General features: G+C 44.5%; 15 protein-coding genes. 5 read left to right on the top strand and 10 right to left on the bottom strand.

The genetic code is table 11. The features are described from left to right. Positions 1–3: 3 nt before the first annotated feature. The gene (locus AC1XUF_RS29105; protein WP_483345386.1) at positions 4–1,320 is read left to right on the top strand and encodes an amidohydrolase family protein; all 1,317 of its coding nucleotides are present in this window, start codon (positions 4–6) and stop codon (positions 1,318–1,320) included. A gap of 34 nt (positions 1,321–1,354) precedes the next feature. Here AC1XUF_RS29105 and AC1XUF_RS29100 read toward each other — a convergent pair whose 3' ends face one another. The 8 genes from AC1XUF_RS29100 to AC1XUF_RS29065 form a co-directional block, all read right to left on the bottom strand. Further along, positions 1,355–1,993, bottom strand: coding sequence for an SGNH/GDSL hydrolase family protein (locus AC1XUF_RS29100; protein WP_483345385.1), 639 nt, complete (start codon positions 1,991–1,993; stop codon positions 1,355–1,357). 31 nt (positions 1,994–2,024) lie between these two features. Then, positions 2,025–3,107: an acyltransferase family protein gene (locus tag AC1XUF_RS29095; RefSeq protein ID WP_483345384.1), complete on the bottom strand. Its 1,083-nt coding sequence runs from the start codon at positions 3,105–3,107 to the stop codon at positions 2,025–2,027. Between the two features lie 90 nt (positions 3,108–3,197). Continuing rightward, positions 3,198–4,037: a CvfB family protein gene (locus AC1XUF_RS29090; RefSeq protein ID WP_483345383.1), complete on the bottom strand. Its 840-nt coding sequence runs from the start codon at positions 4,035–4,037 to the stop codon at positions 3,198–3,200. Positions 4,038–4,179: 142 nt separating this feature from the next. Next, entirely contained in the window at positions 4,180–5,511 is a 1,332-nt protein-coding gene (locus tag AC1XUF_RS29085) for a TolC family protein (RefSeq protein ID WP_483345382.1), read from the bottom strand. Positions 5,512–5,564: 53 nt separating this feature from the next. After that, a complete protein-coding gene (locus tag AC1XUF_RS29080; RefSeq protein WP_483345381.1) occupies positions 5,565–8,654 on the bottom strand; it encodes an efflux RND transporter permease subunit in 3,090 nt (1,029 codons plus the stop codon). 40 nt (positions 8,655–8,694) lie between these two features. Beyond that, on the bottom strand, positions 8,695–9,792 hold the full coding sequence (locus AC1XUF_RS29075; protein ID WP_483345380.1) for an efflux RND transporter periplasmic adaptor subunit: 1,098 nt from the start codon (positions 9,790–9,792) through the stop codon (positions 8,695–8,697). A 143-nt stretch (positions 9,793–9,935) separates the two neighbouring features. Continuing rightward, on the bottom strand, positions 9,936–11,186 hold the full coding sequence (locus tag AC1XUF_RS29070) for a chorismate-binding protein (RefSeq protein ID WP_483345379.1): 1,251 nt from the start codon (positions 11,184–11,186) through the stop codon (positions 9,936–9,938). A 41-nt stretch (positions 11,187–11,227) separates the two neighbouring features. Then, positions 11,228–11,656, bottom strand: a complete 429-nt coding sequence (locus tag AC1XUF_RS29065) for a hotdog fold thioesterase (RefSeq protein WP_483345378.1) — start codon at positions 11,654–11,656, stop codon at positions 11,228–11,230. A gap of 86 nt (positions 11,657–11,742) precedes the next feature. Here AC1XUF_RS29065 and AC1XUF_RS29060 point away from each other — a divergent pair, with 86 nt between their 5' ends. The 4 genes from AC1XUF_RS29060 (at position 11,743) to AC1XUF_RS29045 (ending at position 15,173) form a co-directional block, all read left to right on the top strand. Then, the gene (locus tag AC1XUF_RS29060) at positions 11,743–12,387 is read left to right on the top strand and encodes a histidine phosphatase family protein (protein ID WP_483345377.1); all 645 of its coding nucleotides are present in this window, start codon (positions 11,743–11,745) and stop codon (positions 12,385–12,387) included. Between the two features lie 107 nt (positions 12,388–12,494). Beyond that, the gene (locus AC1XUF_RS29055; protein WP_483345376.1) at positions 12,495–13,562 is read left to right on the top strand and encodes a sensor histidine kinase; all 1,068 of its coding nucleotides are present in this window, start codon (positions 12,495–12,497) and stop codon (positions 13,560–13,562) included. A 41-nt stretch (positions 13,563–13,603) separates the two neighbouring features. After that, on the top strand, positions 13,604–14,338 hold the full coding sequence (locus AC1XUF_RS29050) for a LytR/AlgR family response regulator transcription factor (protein WP_483345375.1): 735 nt from the start codon (positions 13,604–13,606) through the stop codon (positions 14,336–14,338). A gap of 103 nt (positions 14,339–14,441) precedes the next feature. Then, positions 14,442–15,173: an RsiV family protein gene (locus AC1XUF_RS29045; RefSeq protein ID WP_483345374.1), complete on the top strand. Its 732-nt coding sequence runs from the start codon at positions 14,442–14,444 to the stop codon at positions 15,171–15,173. Here the strand turns inward: AC1XUF_RS29045 and radC are convergent, their stop codons facing one another. Beyond that, positions 15,174–15,878 (bottom strand): RadC family protein, encoded by a 705-nt coding sequence (gene radC / locus AC1XUF_RS29040; RefSeq protein WP_483345373.1) that lies wholly within the window; start codon positions 15,876–15,878, stop codon positions 15,174–15,176. A gap of 61 nt (positions 15,879–15,939) precedes the next feature. After that, positions 15,940–17,433, bottom strand: a complete 1,494-nt coding sequence (locus AC1XUF_RS29035) for a hypothetical protein (protein WP_483345372.1) — start codon at positions 17,431–17,433, stop codon at positions 15,940–15,942. Positions 17,434–17,462 lie beyond the last annotated feature (29 nt).

Genomic DNA, 17,462 nt, shown 5'->3' with positions numbered 1-17,462 from the left:
ATCATGATCGATACAAAAATACTCCGCCCTTTGGCTGCCGCGCTATTATTGGGATTAGCATTGCAAAGCAATGCACAAAATCCGGCTCCATCTCTGCCGCAAAGCAAGCCCGTGATGCTCACGGGCGCTACAATCCACGTGGGCAACGGGCAGGTGATCCAAAACGGTACAATCGTTTTCGACAAAGGAATCATCACGCAAGTCGGCGCTGCCGGGGCAGTCACTAATCCCGCAGGGACAGAAACTGTGGATGTCAAAGGGAAGCACATTTATCCTGGGATTATTTCCCTGAACACAACCGTTGGATTGCAGGAAATAGCTTCTGTGCGGGCTACACTGGACTTCTTTGAAATAGGTGACATAAACCCGCATGTCAGGGCATTGGTCGCGTATAATACTGATTCAGAGGTAATTCCTACCTTAAGAGGTAACGGCATTTTGGTTTCGCAGGCGGTCCCGCAGGGTGGACTCGTGTCGGGATCCTCTTCGGTGTTTTATAGCGATGGCTGGAACTGGGAGGATGCGGTTTTGAAAAAGGACGATGGCATATGGCTCAACTGGCCACCATTCCTTGCCAGCAGTTTCAACAATGAGGATTTTACAGTTTCCGTCAAGCGAAATGAAAAACGCCAGGAAGCGATTGACATGATCCGGTCTACATTTTCCGAGGCCAAAGGATATGCTGAAATTGCTGCACCCAATCCTGTGAATCTTCGCATGGAGGCGATGAAGCCACTTTTCGATGGATCGGCTAATCTGTATGTCCGGGCCGAGTATGCGAAAGATATTGTTGAGGTTGTCAAGCTCACGAAGGAATTGGGCATTAGTAAATTGGTCATTGTTGGAGGTAACGAATCTTTAAAAGTTGCCGCATTCCTGAAAGAAAACCAGGTACCGGTAATCCTCAATCCCACGCACCGCTTGCCCGACAGAGTAGACGAAAACGTATATCTTCCCTACGAACTTCCAGGATTGTTGCATAAAGCGGGCGTTAAAGTGGCTGTTACTTATGCAGACGAATGGTGGAGGACAAGAAATCTGGCCTTTCTGGCTGGCACATCTTCTGGCTTTGGCGACATAAGTTCGGAGGACGCATTGCAGTTCATTACTAAAAATGCCGCTGAAATCATCGGTGCAGAACGCCATGTGGGTACATTGGAAAAAGGCAAGCACGCCTCCTTGCTTGTGGCCGACGGCGATATACTTGATATGAGGGGAAATGTGATTTCTATGGTGTATATCAAAGGGTCCAAAGTGAATCTCGACGATAAACAGAAGCGGCTTTACGAAAAGTATAAGGAGAAGTACGGGAAGAAGTAGATTCCATATCTTAGGCAGATCAATAATACCGGTATCAGATATTTTTTTCTTTCAGGAATGAGCTGAGTTTTTTCGCCCAGATATGATAACCATCGTCATTTAAATGCACGTTGTCTATCTGAAGCTCTTTTCTCAGCTCTTTCCCGTTTGTAAGCAATGGTTTTAAGTCAATGTGATCCAGATGCTCCTGCTTGCAAAGCAGCTCAACATTGCTTCTAATCGAATCAATACTGAGGTTCAGTTTAGGGTTTTTATATTGGTAAAATGGCGATTCGAAAACCGGAATAATGTTATGTTTTCGTAAAGTATCGGCCATTAACTTGAAATTCTGAGTGATATTGCCCGCCTGGTAACATCGTTTTCCGATATCATTTACCCCACACAGTATAAAACAGCATTTCGGTTTATATTTCAAAACAATCGGCAAAAGCAGGGTCACTTGCTCAGATGTGAAGCCACCATAAGCAACTGTTTTAACATCATATCTGCCGAGCAGCCAATTCCATTTGCCGTTTTGCATATGAGAATCTCCAAGCATCACGATGGTGGCGATACCTTTCTTATCCACCTTCTTCTCAATCAGAGGCTCTCTTTTCCGATATAGATAAAAGAGTGCAGTGCAAAGTGTAAGGAAATTTATGACAAATGAGCAAATGACAAAGTACTTTTTCATTTAGTAACTTGAATTAAAAATATAGGTCCCACTATACCCCTTTCACCGCCAGTTGTGTTTTTCGACTATTATTAATCCAATTGAAAAGGGGTTTCTCAACAAAGGTGTAGCTTAGGCAACCAAAAAAAGTTAAAAGCACGGCGATTATGGTAAATTCAATATAACCATTGTGGAAAACCTTATGTGCAATATTTTTGGTTAGCGCTATTCCGGGGTAATGAGTAAGATAAATGGAATAAGATGCGTCTCCGAGGTATACCAGAAATTCCTTGAATGCACTTTTCAACTGGGATGTCTCAATAGATACTAAGGCATAAATAATCAGGGCATAGGGTATTCCAAAATTCAGGCTATCCATTTTGGGATACCAGGCCAGGCCCGATCCTTCATTTATCCAGGAAATAAGGATCGCACTAATTCCTAGGAACAGCAGAACGAGGGCAAATGCTTTATTTTTAATCAAGTAACCGCGGATGGCCAATTCCGCAATTACGCATCCGTATAAAAACTCAAGGTTCTTGGAATGAAACACTGTGGTTAGGAATGGATTGTCATCAAAAAATCTTCCATTCATCAATTCGGTGACCGTAATTCCGATGAACCAGATGACTGCGATACAGACGAGGATTTTTTTCTGGGTAAGTATTCCTAATCCAAAAAGTATGTAGAAAAAGAGCTCAAAGCTCAGCGTCCACGCAACTGGAAGAATGGGCATCTCATTTGCCGCGACGTTTGTCGGGTACAAGAAAAAGGACTTAATAATGCCAATTGTGTCTAAATTAATCCAGGTAATGAGAGGGTTCCCAGTCAATCTGGTTTTGATAATATTTATTACAATGATAAGGAAAGAATAAAGCCAATAGATCGGAAATATCCTGACTAATCTTTTATATAAATAATTGGGGAATTTTGAGGGTTGACCCAGGTAGTTATAATTTACGTAGTAAATTATAAATCCGCTAAGTACGAAGAAGAAGTCTACACCAATCCATCCAATAGTCAAGAAACCTGCAAACAAGTTTTTGTCAATTAGGTTGGTATGTGCGAGGACTACCATTAGAGCCGCTATTCCGCGACATATCTGAAGATTAAAAAAGACTTTTTTGTCTTTCATTGCGCCGTTTGACTAATTCCACCGCATAATAAACTATTTTAGTATACTATTGGTAAATTATTCAACGGTTTCTCTGAGTTTTTTAAAGGTTCAATCCTCCCCAACCAGATAAATCCCATCGGTGGCAATCTTGATAAGCCCCTGCTTGTAAAGGCCACCGATGGCTTTTTTGAATATTTTCTTGCTGATTTGAAGTCGCTTATAAATCTCCTCAGGAGAACTATGGTCGGAAAGGTTTAAAAATCCGTTACCTTTTTTGAGTTCTGCCATGATCTGTTTTCCAGTCGGTTCAATGATATCTACTCCTGCTTTTTGTAAGCTGATATCCAGCCGGTTATCCTCGCGGATTTTTTTGATATAACCTTTTACCGAATCCCCGGGTTTGAGATCGCGGAAAACTTCATTGGCATAAATAAGACCCTTGTGATATTGGTTTACAATTGCGTTGAACCCGAGATCCGTTTTCTGCCAGATCAAAAGATCTACTTCGTCGCCTTCTTTCACTGTCAGGCGCTCGTTATCCAGGAACTTATCGATTTTGGTTGAAGCCAGCAAACGGGATGATTTTTGATCCAGGTACAGGAACACAACATACCATTCTCCAATTTCCATGGGCTTGGTTTGCTCGCGAAAAGGAACAAAAAGATCTTTGATTAAGCCCCAATCCATAAAAGCACCATATTCTGAAACATCTTTTACTTCCAGGAATGCAAACTCGTTGCGAATAATTTTGGGCGTTTCCGTAGTGGCTACCGGGCGATCTTCGGAATCGAGGTAAACAAAGACCTTGATATTCTCGCCAACCTGCATGTCATCGGTGAGGTATTGGTTGGGCAGGAGAACCTCTTCCCCCTCCACATCACTCAAAAACATTCCCACACTGGTCACCCGCTCGATGGTCAGGTAATTATATTTTCCTATAAAAAGCATGCTAAACTAACTATGGTTGTTTGCAAAGGTAATGGTTTAACATGGAGAATCGCTCCTGGTTAACATAGTGGAATTTGGCCCGACTCAAAATGAAAAACGCTGACTGGTGGAGGTCAGCGTTAGTATCTGGAAGGCTCTGAACTTACTGAAGCGTATTGCTGAGCCTTTTCAATTCAATCTCTGCCGCCTTGGCTGCATAGTTCAGATTGATCATCCGGTAACCTGCTGCCTCAAAGCTTCTTTGGGCTTCCCGCACATCAATGATCGTCGCCTGAATAAGCTGAAAGCGCTGAAGAGTGAGATCAAGCAATTGCTTGCTCAATGCATAGTTCTGCTTTTGGGTTTCGAGCTGCTGAAGAGAGCTTAGGTAGGTTTGGTACATTTTGACCACTCCGGCATTGTAGTCCCTTAATATCGTGCTCCTTTGCAGTTTGGCACTGGAAGTATTGATCTCCGCAGCCTGCTGCTGCCTTTTAAATGCTGACCCGTTGTAAATTGGTATGGAGAGCGTTAACCCTGCCTGTGGCCCAACGGTTCTGTTCAGCAATGTGAAACCGGCAGCCGCCTGGTTACGGGAATAATTATAGGCAGTATTGAGCCTGACAGTAGGATACCTTGAAGCTGCTGTTTCTCTGACAATAAGCTCATTGATGCGGATCTGATGGTCGGCAGCCTTTACATCGGCATTGAGCGTAAGTCTTTCCAGAATATCTTCAAGTTTCAGGTTATTGTCGACAGTGATCGTATCCCGGATGGTAACTGCTGACTTAGGATCAAGGGTAAGTATCCTCAATAATTCTGTTTTAGCCACTTGTGCTACCATCATTTGATCCTGCCATGTCTGGTTTAATGTATTGAGGTCGATTTCGGCCTGGAAAAGATCGGCGTTGTTGGCCATGCCTGCTTCTTTTCTCACTTTCAAGATCTCGAGTCTTTTTTCAGAAGCCTGGATTGAAGTACGCACGGTATTCAGATAGCTCAGCTGGCGAACTACGTCATAGTAGCTCGTCATGACCAGCGCAATGGTGTTCTGGACCTGAGAGTTGAGTAATTCGACGCTTTGATATTGTAATTCGGCAAGACGCTTTTTGGTAGAAACCACACGCTTTCCATTATAAAGAAGCAGGCCCGCCGAAAGGCTCAGCTGGGTGTTATTGGCGGCAGCAGCATTCCGGTTGATTTCAGTTCCGTCATTCAGTTTTTGGTTTACCTGCGTAATCTGCTCATTGTTAGAAGCATTTGCGGCGACTACCGGAAGCCCGCCTGCCACACCATAATTGTTCAGAACAGTGTTGACCTCGACATTATTTTTTGCAATCTCTATTTCATAACTATTCTTTAATGCCGTAGCAATGGCTTCATCCAGAGTTAATGTGAGACTGTCCGGACTTTGAAAACAGAAGGCGTTACCGCCACAAAGCCAAAAAAGGAATAGTAGGTTTTTTTTGTTGTTAAAAATCGTGAGTGGGTTCATGCAAAAACAAATGTTGATTAACAATTTACCTAGGGATGGAATAGATGATTTGGCTAAGCGGTAATTTCTTCTGCCATTTTCTGTTCCTCGGTAATTCTATGTTTTTTAGGTGAAATGAAGGTGTAAATAGCTGGGATAACAAAGAGCGTCAGGATTAAAGAAAACATCAAACCTCCCACAATAACGACTCCGAGTGGCACCCGGCTGGTTGCAGCGGCACCCAAACTTAATGCGATTGGCAGCGCACCAAAAGCTGTGGCCAGGCTGGTCATCAAAATGGGTCTCAAACGCTGCGTCGCCGATTCTACCGCAGCCGTCATCCTGCTCATACCCTGTTCGCGCTTCTGGTTTGCAAATTCCACAATCAGGATGCCATTTTTAGTTACCAGTCCGATAAGCATGATCATCCCGATTTGCGAGAAGATGTTGATCGTTAAACCAAAAAGATACAAGCTTAGCAAAGCCCCCGCTAACGCAAGTGGTACGGTGATCATGATGATAAAGGGATCGGTGAAACTTTCAAACTGCCCTGCCAAAACCAAATAAACAAGCATAAGGGCCAGCCCGAATGCAAAGCTCGTGTTGGATGAACTCTCTTCAAAGTCACGCGAGGAGCCGACGAGCGAGGTCTGAAATGACTCGTCGAGCAGTTTTGCGGCAATTTTTCTCATGGCCGCTACTCCGTCACCAATGGTTTTTCCCTCCACCAATGAGGCCGACACGGTTGCACTCTTATAGCGGTTAAAATGGTAAATAGTTGGCGGGCCGCTTTCTTCCTTCATTTGGACAACAGCGGTCAGCGGAATATTTTCGCCCCTGCTGTTTCTAACGTAGAGTTTCGAAATGTCCCCTGGCTTATTTCGCTCGTCACGCTCAACTTGTCCTATGACCTGATATTGCTGGCCGTTCATAATGAAGTATGCAAGTCTTCTTCCGCTAAATGCAGATTGTATTGCGCCTGCAACGTCCGTAGTCGACAATCCCAGGTCGCGTGCTTTAAGGCGATCGATCGTGAGCCTTATTTCGGGTTTATTGAATTTGAGGTTAACATCCACATTCTGGAATGTCGGGTCCTGACGAGCCTCATCAAGGAACTTAGGCAAAACATTGAAGATCTTGTCAAAATCAAGATTTTGAAGTACAAACTGAACAGGCAAGCCGCCCCTCGAACCCTGGCCGACTGCAATGGTTTGTTCTTGAGTTGCAAAAATCCGAGCGTCATTGAACCGGGAAAGCTTTTTATTAATCTCTTGTGCCAAATCGTTCTGACTTTTCTTCCTTTCTCCGGCAGGTACCAGCCCTATCCGGGCAGTGCCACTGTTCACCCCACCGCCTCCAAAACCTGGGGTTGCTGAGAAAGTAAATGCCCTTTCCGGGATGGAGTCATTTAAAAAATTGGTCAGCTGATCGGAAATTCGTTGCATCTGATCAAAACTGGTACCCTCTGGTGCGGACAGATTGAAACGGATACTATTTCTGTCTTCCATTGGCGCCAATTCGCTCTGAAGATTAGAATAAGTATACCAAATGATAAAACCACATGCGACGACCAGGACCCATGCCACCCAGCGGGCCTTCATAAAACCACGAAGACCTCGGTTGTACCCGTTTTCCATTCCAGTGAAAAATGGTTCAGTTTTGTTGTAAAACCAACCGTGCCCGGCACTTTTACGGTTTAGGAACACGTTCAGAACAGGTGTGATTGTGAGTGACACGAAAGCCGAAATCAGCACCGCTGAGGCTACAACTATTCCGAATTCGCGGAACAAGCTCCCTACGAAACCTTCCAGGAATATCACCGGCAAAAAGACGACTGCGAGCGTAAGGGACGTAGAAATAACAGCAAAGAAAATTTCTCTGCTTCCTTCCAATGCCGCCTGTCGGATTGGAAGGCCGCTTTCCAGCTTTCGGAATATATTTTCGGTGACCACAATACCATCGTCGACTACCAGGCCAGTTGCCAGTACGATCCCCAAAAGAGTTAAGATGTTGATCGAGAAGCCAAAAAGGTACATGACAAAAAATGTCGCTACCAATGAAATGGGTATATCGATAAGTGGACGGACTGCCACCAGGAAACTTCTGAAAAAGAATAAGATAACAATAACAACGAGGGAAAATGCGATGAAAAGTGTTTCCTCTACTTCCTCTATCGATTGGCGAACCAATCTGGTATTGTCTATCAATACATTAAAAGTAATGTCCGATTTGTTGGACTTCTGGATTTCGGCGAGACGTCTGTTGAACTCATCCGAAATTTGAACATAATTGGCGCCGGGCTGCGGTATGACCGCCAGACCAACCGCATACATTCCATTGTATTTCCAGCTCTGTTCTTCATTCTCGGGGCCCAGCTCAACTTTGGCCACATTCGCGAGGCGCACAATCCCACTGCTGTCATTTCGGATGACCAGGTCACTGAATTCTTTCTCAGTGGTAAGGCGGCCCATTGTACGGATCGTCAGCTCGGTGTTGTCGCCGTATATTTTTCCAGCGGGAAGCTCGACGTTTTCGGAACTTAGCGTCGAGGTAATATCATTGAAGGAAATGTTGAACGCGCTCATTTTGTCCGGATCCAGCCATATGCGCATCGCATACCGCTTCTGACCAAAAATGTTAATGGCACTGACACCATCAATGGTCTGAAGGCTTTGCTGAAGAACGTTTTCTGCATATTCGCTCAATTCGAGCAACCCTTTCGAAGGGCTCTGAACGGCCAACAGGAGTATAAAGTCGCTGTTTGCGTCGGCTTTACTTACAACCGGCGGCGCGTCGACGTCCTGTGGAAGGTTCCGCTGGGCCTGGCTTACTTTGTCACGGACATCATTCGCAGCGCCCTCTAGGTCCGCTTCAAGGTTAAATTCGACCGTGATGTTGCTGGATCCAATCTGACTGGATGAACTGATACTTTTGATACCTGGAATACCATTGATGCTTTTTTCGAGCGGTTCGGTGATCTGACTTTCGATAATGTCCGCATTTGCACCCGTATAACTCGTCCTTACGTTGACCACAGGCGGATCAATAGCCGGATAATCACGGAGCGACAAAAAGTTATATCCCACCACACCAAATAATATGATGAGCAGGTTCATGACCACCGCCAATACAGGCCGCTTCAATGATAATTCTGAGATATTCATAGAATAGGTTTCAAGGAAATAGTCGTTGTAACTCCGTTACTTACTTTGCAATATTCAAGGTTTTAACGCTTCTCACTTTCACAGGAGCATCAGGGCGGGCAAACAATACGCCAGAGACAACAACAGTGTCACCGACGGATAATCCCTGGGTGACCTCCACCACATCTTCTTTTCGGTCGCCAGTTTCGATAGGCACAAATACGGCTTTGCCATTTCTTACTGTTACTGCTTTTTTCCCCATTGCCTCCGGGATAATGCAGTTGGTGGGGATCATGATGCTGCTTTTATTGGATGTTGAATTCAGATAAACTTTTGCAAATGAGCCTGGACTCGTCGTTCCCGAATTAAGGATCGCCCGGACCGTTATATTGCGTGTAGTCTGGTTAACCTGAGGTTCTGTGGCAATAATCCTGGCCGTCTCCCTTTTGCCAGAGCTTTGATCCAGAACGACTTCGACATTTCCGCCCTTTGACACGTATTTTTGGTAATTTTCCGGAATGGTAAAATCGATCCTGAGATTAGAAAGCTGTTGCATGGTAGCAATGATATTGCTAGGCGAAACAAAGGAACCAGCACTCACGTTACGCAAACCAATCACGCCTGTAAAAGGCGCTTTCACGATTGTTTTATCAATAAGTGCTTGAGTATAAACCATATCAGCCTTATATGTATTGACTTGATTGACAGCCACATCATAATCAGCCTGGTTGATGCCGTTGATTGCGATAAGCTGTTTTAGCCTTTTTTCCGTCGTTTCGGCAAGGTCAAGCTGTATTTTGGACCTGTTGAGTTGGGCCAGGAGGTCCGCATTGTTGACTCTTGCAATGACTGTTCCCTTCTGGACTACTTTTCCTTCAGGCACATCCAGAAATGTAAGCAACCCGCTTACCTCCGGCCGCAGTTCAGCAAATTCGTTTGCAACAATCGTTCCATTAACCTCTACCTTATCGCTGACTTTTTGTTCCCTGGCTATGATGACGTCAACCGTAGTGGGGCCGCCGCCCTTTTTTTCAAAAGTGTCTTTTTTTTCGCCGCATGAGAGCGTAACGAAGAGCGTACCCGAGATGAGAAAATGAAAAAAGGGCTTGGTAGTAGTTTGTAAAATGCCTGGAAGAACAGACTTATAGATTGAATTCATAAGGTTGGCAAAATTCCTGAACTGATTGGTTTAGGTGCTTGAACATCATTCTATTCTGTTTAGAGTGATTCTCAAAATTATATATTAATCTTAAACGGATTAGACTTTTTTGTACTATAAAAGTTTAATAATGAAAAATATTTTTAAAATGTATGTGCGATAACATTGAGCAGCGTATCACATTTTAATTCAGTTTCTTCCCATTCGCGCTCAGGAATTGAATCCGCGGTGATACCAGCCCCTGCAAAAAGAGTGGCATTGCCATCCTTAAACCTTACCGTACGCAGATTAACAGACAGGCTGGTATCGCCGACAACCTGGACCGGTCCGAGAAACCCGCTGTAAAATGATCTGTCGTACCCCTCGATTTCGGTTAGAAATTGCAGGCTTTCGACCTTAGGGACGCCGCAAACAGCAGAGGTAGGATGAAGCAGCTTCAGCATAACCGATGCCAGCTCAGGGAAATTCAGAGCAATGGTATCTACTTCAAAATCTGTTCTTAAATGATAGAGATTACCGGCTAAAACTGTTTTCGGGCCTGTCTCGATATATTCGCGAAGCCGTATTTTTTTAAAACACTCGACAATGTAACGGCTTACGAGTGCCTGCTCCTCGATTTCTTTTTCGCCCCAGCGGATGTCGTATTTAGGGATCACTTCGCCTGTACCGTTTCGAGCGCTTTGGGTTCCGGCCAGTGACATGGTTGTAAACCTGCCGACAGCATCCTGTCGAACCAGTAGTTCCGGGCTTGCACCCAGCCAGAGTTCATTACGGTCCGGCAGATTGACAAGAGATATGAAGGCATGAGGATACACCTTTGCAAGTTTTTGAAAAGCTTCAACTGGCTGAAAATTTTCGGAATAGGGGAGTTCCTTAGTCCTTGATAGAACTACCTTCTTAAATTGATGCTGCCTGATAGCTGCTACTGCCAGCTCCACGGTTCGTTTAAATCTTGCCGCGGGATCTTGATTCTTGGATGCGGCAATGGAGGGTGGCTCAGTGAACTGAGGCACAGAACCGACTCTCGATCCAATCGTTTGGGCAAGTGTAACAAGCTTTTTAATCTCTGAATGCTCTTCTCCGGGAGCATTGTGAACATGGCTTAGCGCTTCGTCGTCGGTAAACGTCAGGATAATATCTCCTTCAAGAAAAAAGATATCCTGATCGTTTTCCCAATTAAAAGGGCTGATTACAAAACCGGGGGACAGTTTTTCAAGGTCGGGCTGACATTTGCGGATGCCCTCGCGAACTGAGATAAGAAGCCTGATTTCACTGGTATGGGGAAGGCGCCAAACTGCAGAGGGAAATCCAAGTTGCCTGGATGCTTCCCACAATTCCTGAATCCGCAGGCCCTCGAAAATGGAGAACTTATAATCGGTTTGTACTGACAGCATGATTAAATAGTATGATGAAAGCAGGTCATTTTCCCCGCAAATTAGTTTTGCCGGTTTGCATTCACAATAGCGACAGTTAACCTGCTGATGCAAACAAGTTTGTCTTGTTCATTGGTAATTCTAATATCCCAGATATGTGTGGTACGTCCGATATGGACAGGTTTCACGATCCCATAAACGAAGCCGTCTTTGACCGGCCTTAAATGATTTGCATTGACTTCCAGGCCCACAGCATGCTGGTCGTCCCCGGATATACAAAGGAAGGAAGCGATACTGCCCAACGTTTCGGCAAGCACAACGGAGGCACCGCCATGCAGAATCCCAAAGGGTTGATGGGTTCGTTTGTCGACTGGCATGCGGGCGGTTACAAAGTCAGCCCCGATTTCAATGAATTCTATCCCAAGGTGATGTGCGATGGTATTACGGCTTAAAGCATGAAGTTGATCAATCGTTGGCGTTTTAGTGAACATATCTAAAAAATGTATAAATTTGTATTGGCTTTATTGAGTAAAAACAAGGTATTTGCAAAATTAATATTTAAATAGTACTATTTACTTTGAAAAGAAAATCCATATACCTCATTCGCCACGGTGAAACTGATTTTAATCGTAGGGGAGTGGTTCAGGGAAGCGGTGTTGATTCCTTGTTGAATGAATGGGGTGAAGCCCAGGCGGCCGCTTTTTTTAATGCCTATCAACATGTTCCTTTTGATAAAATTTACACTTCTGATTTAAAGCGAACACACCAAACAGTTCGCGGGTTCATCAAGCTCGGCATACCGCACGAAAGTTATGCGGGACTCAATGAAATTTCCTGGGGCGTGCGGGAGGGAAGAGAGCCCAATACCGGTGACAATAATTACTACCGCGAATTGGTAACAGCTTGGCGGAGCGGCCAGGTAGAGCTTTCTGCTGAGGAAGGTGAAAGCCCGGTTCAAGTGAGGGAACGTCAGTTGCCTGTGATTGAGACGATTATATCACGCCCTCACGAAAGAAATATCCTTATTGCCATGCACGGCCGGGCGATGCGGGTATTGCTTACCACACTTTTTAATCAGCCATTGGTAAAAATGGATGATTATGAACACAGTAACCTATGTCTCTATAAAATCAACTACTCCTACGATACCCAGCAATTCGACCTGGAGGTTTCAAATGACATCACGCATTTGCTTTCGTTAGAAATTCCGCAAACTTTGTAAAAGCCGTTTGTGTAGATTCGTTTCCTTTGGTGTAGTAAAGCACCTGGTTTTTTGACGCATCGATACATTTACGATTTCTCGGAATACAATCAGCGTTTCTAAACTTCATGTCCAAAAAAAAAACTTATTGGACTCTGCAAATACTGGGCTGGACATTGCTCATCATGTTCGAGTATGTTCCATATGTACTTGAATACGGTTTTCAGTTAGGGGAATTCTACACTGCGCTTGCCAATATTTTACTGGGGATTTGTCTTACGCACGTTTACCGTCTGGTGATCCGCAAATGGAACTGGTCTTCGCTGCCACTTCCCCGTCTTGCCCTAAGGGTGATAGGCTCCGTTTTATGGCTGGGATTGATTATGGCGATGATCAATCAGCCGATGGACCGGGAAATGCTGGAACACAATTTACTGAACCAACCCCTGGTTTTTTGGGGCTATTATGCCAACTGGTGCAAAAATTTGCTCGCCTGGATATTGTCTTACACGGTGTATCATTATGTCGAGCAAACCCGTTTGGCCAGTTATGAAAGGATTATGTTGAAAATGTCCATGCGGGAGGCGGAGGCAAAAGTGCTTAGATCGCAGCTTAATCCACATTTTACCTTCAATGCATTAAATAGTATCCGGGCATTGGTTTTCGAAGACCCGGCCAAAGCCCAAGTGAGCATTACGCAGCTCTCGAATATTTTAAGGAACTCACTGCTGGCCGATCGCAGAAAAACGGTGGATTTGCAAGAGGAGCTACGCACGGTAGAAGATTATCTGGAACTTGAAAAGGTACGCTATGAAGACCGCTTGCGTTATTCCATTACTACCAATCCGCAGGCAATATACTGGCAGGTACCGCCCATGATGCTGCAGACCCTGGTCGAAAATGGTATCAAGCATGGCGTTTCAAAGCAAATGGGTGGTGGCTTTATCGAGCTGAAATCCGAGATTGCCAATGAACTGCTGGTGATCACAATCCTGAATTCCGGAAACCTGGGTACAACCGAATCAGGAGGTGTTGGCCTAAAAAATACGGCTGAGCGATTGTCTATATTGTATGGAAAAGGGGCCACTTTCAGAATCTTCCAAATTAAGGAAGGAATAGTTTGCTCGGAAGTGAAAATACCAATGTTGTCGGAGGGGGTAATGATGGTGGGGGAAGAGTCGGGAACTGGTAGTTAAGGTTAAATTCAATTATTCATTATATTCCCAACTGATCCGCCATGAGGACTTTAATCGTTGATGACGAGCGCTTAGCCAGAAATGAGTTAAAAAGACTGCTCGAACCATATACCAAAATTGAAATAGTAGGGGAAGCAGCTAATGCAGAAGAAGCGTTGGTAATGATAGAAGACCTGCAACCCGAACTGCTTTTTCTGGATATTCAAATGCCGGGGAAAAACGGTTTTGAATTGCTTTCATCCATTGAAGGCAAAAGCCCGGAGGTGATTTTTACGACGGCTTATGATGAGTATGCCATTAAGGCATTTGAATTCAACGCATTGGATTACCTTCTTAAGCCAATCGATACCGAACGTTTGAAGGAAACCATTCACCGCATCGAAGAGAATCAGGCACAGCCGGAAAGTCCCGCACATGCTCACGAACGCGTTGAAAAGGTACTTGGGGCCAACGACCAGGTTTTTGTAAAAGATGGCGAAAAGTGCTGGTTTGTGAAGCTGGGTAAGATCCGTTTGTTTGAGTCGATGGGAAATTATGTCCGTCTTCATTTTGACGATCAGAAGCCATTGGTTTTGAAATCACTCAATAACCTGGAAGAGAGGTTAGATCCCAACACTTACTTTCGTGCTAACCGCAAACACATTATTAACCTGCATTGGATTGAAAAGATTGAGCCCTGGTTCAGCGGCGGCTTGCTGGTTACGCTACAAGGGGGCGACAAAATCGAAATTTCGCGTCGCCAGGCGATCAGGTTTAAAGAATTGATGAGCCTTTGAGATGATTTCGCACAATTCTTCTGCATGTATGTTTATACGGGTACTGACCATTTTTTTTGCCGGATTAATATTTACGGGGTGCAACTCATCGACGAAAAAAGATGTGAGGCAATCTTCTTTGAGTGAAGGAATAGTGATTAAAGCCAGTTTCGGCAGATGTGATACCATATCCAACAGTGGTGCGGAGATTACAACAGGCTTGTGGCAGCCATCAGACTCCAGTACTGCTGCGGGTATGATCCGCAGTATACTTACTCAAAAGACTATCGAGCGTATCAATTCTTACGCTGATTCCTCGAGCATTACAGCCAATCCCGCTGCAATGAAAAGTGTAAAGGGGGCCTTCGAGGTTTTTGAAAAGAATTACCTTGAATTCAAACGAACGGTGCCTGACGCGCCGGGCTGCTGGCAGATTGATTTGCAGGGTGATACTGTGATGATCACCCCGAAAGTATTCTTTTACGAATTGAACCACTATGCTTTTACCGGTGGTGCGCATCCCAATCATTTTTTATCCTATCATGCTTTCGACGGCAAAAGCGGCAAAGAACTTCAAATGAAAAACTTCATTGCCGACTCGCTGGCATTATTAAGCATGGTTGAGAAAAAGTTCCGGGAGGTTGAAGGCCTTGCTGCTGATGTCAACTTGGAAGATGCAGGATATTTTCTGGCAAATCATACTTTCTTCGTGCCGGCAAATTATGTATTTACCTCAAAAGGCGTACTTTTTTATTACAATCCTTATGAAATCGCCGCTTACGCGCGAGGCCCGATCGAGTTTACAGTTCCCTATACTGAGTTAAAGGATATAGTCAAGAAAGAGCTGGTGTTTTGATTACATTTCACCTGAATCTGTAAAACTATAATATCCATGATCAGTGAAGATCATATGGTCTAAAACAGGCATGTCTAGCAAACGGCCCGCCTCTTTGATTTGGACTGTTAGAAGCATATCTGCTTGGCTCGGTACCAGTTGTCCCGATGGATGATTGTGTATAAGGATCAGCGAGCTTGCCAGATGGTCAATTGCTAATTTAAAGATCAATTTGATATCTACGGCAGTGCCGGCCACGCCTCCTATACTCACCTGAAGAGCCCTCATAACGGTGTTCGCGCGAGTCAGCAAGAGTATCCAAAATTCTTCATTTGGCTTGTCAAGCAGATATTGTCTCATTTCCTCGTAAACTGCCAGTGACCCGGTGATCTTACGTTTGCGGAAAGGGCTTGTATCCTTCCTGCGGCGGCCAAGTTCCAAAGCCGCCACGATCGTCGTCGCTTTAGCTTTTCCTATACCTTTGATTTTTTGTAAATCTTTGACATCAAGCTTGGCAAGTTCATTAATATTATTGGCACCTAGGCCCATGATTATTTTCCCAACATCCACCGCAGACATATCAAAAGTTCCCGAGCCTATCAGGAGCGCAATGAGCTCCGCATCCGTCAACGCCGACCGACCCTTAAGCAATAACTTTTCACGTGGTCGGTCGTCTTCATGCCAGCTCAGGATTTTCCGGGGATTTTCGATAGGGTCTTTATACATGGTCAATACATTCAGGTTGATTGTATGCATTAGACGTCTGCGGAAACAATTGGTCACAGATTTATTGACCTAATTCTGTTAAGGCTGCCCTCGCTTTGTTATCAATACTGTTTTTGTATTCGTGATCCTTAAAAGACATTGATTTTTTGAAGTAGGCAATGGCCTTCTGGTTTTCATGTTTATTCAAATAAATATAACCCAATTGTAATGCCGAGGACGCTGAGAAGCCAGCAGCACGGCTTTCTGTAAATTGCATAACCCGTTCATAATAAGGGGAAGCCTGATCTATCTGCCCTGATTTTTGGAGGATTCTGGCTTTGCGATAGTTGTATTCAGCCTTTTCCTGGATCGAGTTGAAGGTTTTTTCAGACACTGTATCCATCAATTTTGCCGCTTCCTGCAAATATCCACCGTCTGTTGCGTAGCGCGCTCGAAAAAGTACTTTTTGCTGTGTGCTGATCATGTTATTTCGAAATTCTTCCGCAAACCGTGTCGCGAACTGGTCGGCCTCGACGATATTTTTGCCCGAATTTGCTACCCTGCCAATAAATACATGAGCCTCATTGTCCCTGCCGCTTAGCCAGTACGACATAAAGAGTTTGAGGTTGCAATCTTTCAGATAATTGAAACCCTTATATGCTTTTTGAAACTGCTGGTATCCTTTTATCGCTTCCGTATAATCACCTTTCTGTAACGCAATTTCCCCCTCTAAATAATTCAAAAACGGGAATTCGATATATGCAGGGCCTTTAGGTGCGTCAGTCAGATAATGGGCTGCTTCTTCACTTTTTCCCTCCTTCATCAATACTGTCGTAGCAAAAAAATGACGCAGCAGATTATCCGGCTGTTCTACGGGCCAATTTCGTATTTTAGTTAGCTGAACAGGAGATATTTGTAGCGTGTATGCATGCAGGAGCAGATCAATAAGCTCTGCTTCTTGCTGAAAAAGAGATTCAGTGTTGGCAACAGTCTGTATTTCCCCGATTCCGACCTTGATATTTCCCCTCAGACCAAGAACCTTGACTACCCAGGCGTAATTATTAGGTATTGACCCTATCAGCACGTGAAGCAGGCCTAATGACTTTAATGTTGGCAGGAACTTGGGGAACCGTTTTCGGTTCTCTTCGAGGAGCCTGTATGCCTTGATGATCTCCCACGAACCTGCTATTTCATTACCAAATTTAAGCTTTGCAAATGCCCAGTGCAGACGGATTTCTCCCTGGAAAAACCGCTTATAAGGCGAACTGTCCGGAAGTCTGCCGACGATATCAAGTCTTTTGCTTTCTAGTTCCGAAAGACGTTTGTAAGCCGTGATGTCTTCGGATATCAAAAGATAGTGGAGATCGGCATAGTTTTTTAGATAGGGAATGAATGCATTGATGTCCTCCGCGTCTTTTTCGCTGTCAATCAGTTGTCGGGCGGCATTAATCCTCAGCTTTTGAATTTCAAAATAGGCTTTTTGAAGTTTAGGGGAAAAATCAACCACAACCTCACCTTTTGCATGGGGGCATACAATCAGCAGTACTGCAGCTATCGCCGATGCGATGAACGACATAGTAAAATGATGTAGCCTGCGATTTCTCC

The sequence above is a fragment of the Dyadobacter sp. HNCC25DJ185 genome (assembly GCF_056895195.1).
This window is presented reverse-complemented; position numbering and strand designations above follow the sequence as displayed.